Source organism: Streptomyces sp. NPDC020875, assembly GCF_040641415.1.
Lineage (GTDB): Bacteria > Actinomycetota > Actinomycetes > Streptomycetales > Streptomycetaceae > Streptomyces.
The window spans coordinates 1-4,450 of the sequence record NZ_JBFADP010000107.1; the positions used below are offsets into that span (position 1 = coordinate 1).

Below are 4,450 nucleotides of genomic sequence, written 5' to 3' on the forward strand. Positions count from 1 at the left end.
GCCGCCGACGCCGACGCGAAAGTGGTCAAGTCCATCGCCCCGCACCCGGGCCTCTCGGAAGGCCAACTGCGTGGCATGGGCCCTCGGGCCCGGTCGGCACGGCGTCGTCACACACCGGATCCGGAGCCGTGACGCCGGACCCGGCGCTACGGCTCCGGATCCGGCGTCACGGCCCGGGGCTCACTCCCCGCCCATCGCCGCGGCCATCCGCAGATGCGGAGCGGCCTCCGCGGCCCGCCCCTGCCGCTCCAGCGTGCGGCCCAGCATCAGCCGGGCGTAGTACTCCGCCGGGTTCCGCTCCAGCACGGCCCGCAGCTCCGTCTCGGCCCGGCCGAGCCGGGCGGAGTGGTAGTAGGACCGGGCCAGCAGCAGCCGCGCCGCCAGCTGCTCCGGCTCCTCCTCGACCAGCCCGCGCAGGATCCGGGCGGACGTCAGATACTCCTTGCTGTCGAAGAAGAACTGCGCGCGGTCCCAGCGCTCGGCGGCGGTGCCGAACTCGTAGTACGTGTCGTTCACCCGAATCCCTCCTTCTGTGGTCGGTCACCCCCTGCAACCAGAGCGCCGAAGCCGGTATTCCCGCCCCCGTCGCCCCCGTCGCCCCCGTCGCCCGCGCCCCTCCGCGACACCCCCGCCGCCGCCAGGCCCGCCGTCCGGCGTGCCGTACCCGGCCCGGAGGCGTGGGGGCTGCCGGTCGGACCCGCCGGGGGAATAGGTTGGGCCCATGAGCAATCTCGATCGCCAGGCCGCCCTCTCCGTCTGCGGTGGCCGCGGTTTCGTCGTAGCCGAGCCCGTACGCGAGCTCCTCAGCCCGCGCCGGGTCAAGCTCGGCGAGTCCACCGAGGTCCGGCGGCTGCTGCCCAATCTGGGCCGGCGGATGGTCGGAGCCTGGGTCTTCGTCGACCACTACGGCCCCGACGACATCGCCGACGAGCCCGGCATGCAGGTACCGCCCCACCCCCATATGGGCCTCCAGACCGTGAGCTGGCTGCACGACGGCGAGGTACTGCACCGCGACAGCACCGGCAGCCTCGCCACCATCCGCCCCCGGGAACTGGGCCTGATGACCTCGGGCCGGGCGATCAGCCACTCCGAGGAGAGCCCCCGCCCGCACGCCCGCTTCCTCCACGGTGCCCAGCTCTGGGTGGCGCTCCCCGACACCCACCGCCATGTCGAGCCCCACTTCGAACACCACCCGGCCCTCCCCGAGGTCACCGCCCCCGGACTCACCGCCAAGGTGATCCTCGGCAGCCTCGACGGCGCGACCTCCCCGGGCACCACCTACACCCCCATCGTCGGCGCCGACCTCACCCTCACCGCGGGCGCCGACCTCCGCCTCCCCCTCGACCCTGACTTCGAGTACGCCGTCCTCTCCATGTCCGGCGAGGCTCATGTCGACGGCGTCCCCGTCCTCCCCGGCTCCATGCTCTACCTCGGCTGCGGACGCACGGAGCTGCCCCTGCGCGCCGAGTCCGACGCCGGACTGATGCTACTCGGCGGCGAACCCTTCGACGAAGAGCTGATCATGTTCTGGAACTGGATCGCACGAAGCAACGAGGAGATCGTGCAAGCGCGCCGGGACTGGATGGAAGGCACCCGCTTCGGTGAGGTGAAGGGCTACGAGGGTGACCCGCTGCCCGCTCCCCAACTGCCCCCGGGGCCGCTGAAAAAGCGGGGAAGGATGCGCTGACCTCGCATTTTGATGTTGAGTGGGGGTGGGACGACCCATTGCCACCTATGTGCGTAACCACCTCAGTTTCGGTTCCCTGAGGTCGGTGCCCGCGGGGCCGCGGTGAGCCCTCAGCGCACCGCCGATCGGTAGAGGCGCCGTTGGCCGGCCTCACCCCGCCATGTGGAGTCTCCACAATTCGGCGGGGAGGACCCGTCCAGGCTGTGACTGTTGGGCGGGCCCTCCGCCCAAGCGGCCGGTGCTTGACCTTGAACCAGCCGACCCGGTATGGCGATCGGTGAAGGGCCGTACCGGTGGTCTCGCCCGGCACGTTCACCCGCTTCATCGCCGCCCGGCACGAACGCCACACCACCTGAACCCCACCCCGGACCCGGCCTTGCGCGGGGCGGGGCCGCCGACGGACCGGCGAGGACATCCCGCCCACACCCCACTCGTGCGGGTGAACCTACGGCAAATACGCTCCCCGCACGGCGCGGTGACGATATCCGTGGTGACACCGGAGGGCCCCGAACGCGCCCTCCGGACAGCCCGTCGATCGACTCACAACAGACCGTCCCCGTCTGCGAACCTCCAGGAGGATTCCCGTGAGCACCGTCGTCACCCTGACCGACGCCACCTTCGACGCCAAGGTCATCAAGGCCACCGGACCGGTCCTCGTCTCGTTCCTGGCCGAGTGGTCCGGCCCCTGCAGAATCGCGGCCAAGTACCTGCCCGAGATCGCCACCGAGTTCGGTACCCGCCTCACCGTCGCCAACCACGACATCGACCAGAACCCGGTCACCCCGCCGAAGTACAAGGTCGAAGCGATCCCCACCCACCTCCTCTTCAAGTCCGGCAAGGTCGTCGCCACGAAAATCGGACCGTGGTCCAAAGCCCAGATCGTCGAATGGCTCAAGGCCAACGGCGTCTGAACGCACCGAGATACGGCCCCCTGGCCCCATCGTCAGCACCCGAAGCGAACTCCGCACGCTGTCAACGACGAAGACCGCATGGCCCGCGTCCCCACGGCCTTCCGGGGACACGGGCCATGCCCCTTTACCAGCCGCTGGTCAGCACAGCCTGATCACGGGCATCTCGGGGTGCTGGAGGTACTGCCCGCCCGCGTCGACCGTGAAGCGGAACGCTTCCGGGCCGGGATGACCCGCCGCTGCGTATGCGTCAAGGACTTCCGCAACGCGGTCCCAGAGACGGACCGGACCGGCCTGCCGTACCAGCAGCCCCACACCCTCGGGGTGAGCTCGGCCACCGAACCCGTGGCGATGTCGATCGGACAGGTCGCACCGTCGACCGTAGCGGTCTGGCTGGTCCGCAGAGCCGATTGGACAAGGAAGCGGGTCAAGAACGCTTGCTCCGTCACCGCGGTGAGCCAGTCAAGACGGTGATCGGTGGCGAACACGCGGCGGCATGGCCTCGTGTGCCAGTGGTGAGCGGACCACCCCCGCGTGCGGACAGTTCGTCGCCGCCCGCCTGTTCGCCGAGATCGGCGACGACCCAGCCCGCTTCGCCACCGCCAAGGGACTGCGCGCCCTACGCGGGCACCGCGCCCCTCACCTGTGCATCCGGCAGCAGCCACAGCGTCACCCGCCGGTCAGTCTGCAACCGGACGCTCCGCCGTACCGCGCACCACTGGGCGTTCGGCGCGCTGAACTTCTCCCCGGGCTGCCGCGCCCTGTACGACGCCCGCCGCGAACGGGGCGACGGATACGCAGCAGCTCTGCGGCACGTCGCGGGACGCCTGCTCACCGGACTTCACCACTGTCTGCTCACCGGCCAGCACTATGACGAGGCCGCGATGTTCCGCCCGTGACCGATCCCGGGCTGGCCGCTGGACCGCTGGCACGACACCTGATGGAAACCCCCGGGCCGTTGAGCCCTTACGCGGGAACGGTACGCCAGCGGCCCTTCCACCAGCCCGGCCAGCGGCCCCACTCCTCCAGTTTTCTCCGCGTAGGCGGGGACACCTCTTTCTTTCTAGGGGTGCGGGGGCGCCGACTGCATTGCATGCGCGTCATTCCATCGGGAGTTGCTGAATAAGGTCGCGTATCTGACGGGCCCGTTGTAGATCCGCTGTGAAGACCGTCGGCCGCGCCTCGGCCAGGGCCTCGTAGATTCCGGTGGCGCGGGTGATGGCGGTCAGGGCTTCCTCCCGCCGCCCCAGCCCCGCGAGGTCGCCCGACTGGTTGTTGAGGGAGGTGGCGAGGTCGGGGAGGAACGCGTCGGGCCGCGCCCCGGCAAGGGCCTCGTAGATTCCGGTGGCGCGGGTCACGGCGGCCAGAGCTTCCTCCCGCCGCCCCAGCCCCGCGAACTGGACCGACTGGTTGTTGAAGGATGCGGCGAGGCCGGGGAGGAACGCGTCGGGCCGCGCCCCGGCAAGGGCCTCGTAGATTCCGGTGGCGCGGGTGATGGCGGTCAGGGCTTCCTCCCGCCGCCCCAGATCCCCCAGCTGAATCGACTGGTTGTTGAGGGACATGGCGAGGTCGGGGAGGAAGGCGTCGGGCCGCGCCCCGGCCAGGGCCTCGCGGATCGTGACGGCGCGGGTGATGGCGGTCAGGGCTTCCTCCCGCCGCCCCAGATCCCCCAGCCGGACCGACTGGTTGTTGAGGGACATGGCGAGGTCGGGGAGGAACGCGTCGGGCCGCGCCCCGGCCAGGGCCTCGCGGATCGTGACGGCACGGGTGACGGCGGCCAGAGCTTCCTCCCACCGCCCCAGCCCCGCGAACTGGACCGACTGGTTGTTGAAGGACATGGCGAGGCCGGGGAGGA

The 4,450-nt window shown here is 70.7% G+C and carries 6 protein-coding genes; 4 read left to right on the forward strand and 2 right to left on the reverse strand.

Annotated elements, in window-relative coordinates:
• Nucleotides 1-180: 180 nt before the first annotated feature.
• Nucleotides 181-516, reverse strand: coding sequence for a tetratricopeptide repeat protein (locus tag AB0G74_RS33580; RefSeq protein WP_361154299.1), 336 nt, complete (start codon nt 514-516; stop codon nt 181-183).
• Nucleotides 517-721: 205 nt separating this feature from the next.
• On the opposite strand from AB0G74_RS33580, the gene AB0G74_RS33585 reads away from it, so the two are divergent.
• The 4 genes from AB0G74_RS33585 (at nt 722) to AB0G74_RS33600 (ending at nt 3,494) form a co-directional block, all read left to right on the forward strand.
• On the forward strand, nt 722-1,687 hold the full coding sequence (locus AB0G74_RS33585) for a pirin family protein (RefSeq protein WP_361154302.1): 966 nt from the start codon (nt 722-724) through the stop codon (nt 1,685-1,687).
• A 584-nt stretch (nt 1,688-2,271) separates the two neighbouring features.
• Complete coding sequence (locus AB0G74_RS33590) at nt 2,272-2,598, forward strand: thioredoxin domain-containing protein (RefSeq protein ID WP_361154305.1); 327 nt, start codon at nt 2,272-2,274, stop codon at nt 2,596-2,598.
• A gap of 168 nt (nt 2,599-2,766) precedes the next feature.
• Nucleotides 2,767-3,069, forward strand: coding sequence for a hypothetical protein (locus tag AB0G74_RS33595; RefSeq protein WP_361154308.1), 303 nt, complete (start codon nt 2,767-2,769; stop codon nt 3,067-3,069).
• A 41-nt stretch (nt 3,070-3,110) separates the two neighbouring features.
• Complete coding sequence (locus AB0G74_RS33600) at nt 3,111-3,494, forward strand: transposase (RefSeq protein WP_361154311.1); 384 nt, start codon at nt 3,111-3,113, stop codon at nt 3,492-3,494.
• Between the two features lie 201 nt (nt 3,495-3,695).
• On the opposite strand, the gene AB0G74_RS33605 is transcribed toward AB0G74_RS33600, so the two are convergent.
• Nucleotides 3,696-4,450, reverse strand: a 755-nt coding sequence (locus tag AB0G74_RS33605) for a tetratricopeptide repeat protein (RefSeq protein WP_361154313.1), incomplete at its 5' end; no start/stop codon positions are given.

What these genes read in the sequence shown, in the direction of transcription:
- AB0G74_RS33585 (WP_361154302.1), top strand. Translation starts at nt 722, where the DNA reads ATGAGCAATCTCGATCGCCAGGCCGCCCTCTCCGTCTGCGGTGGCCGC.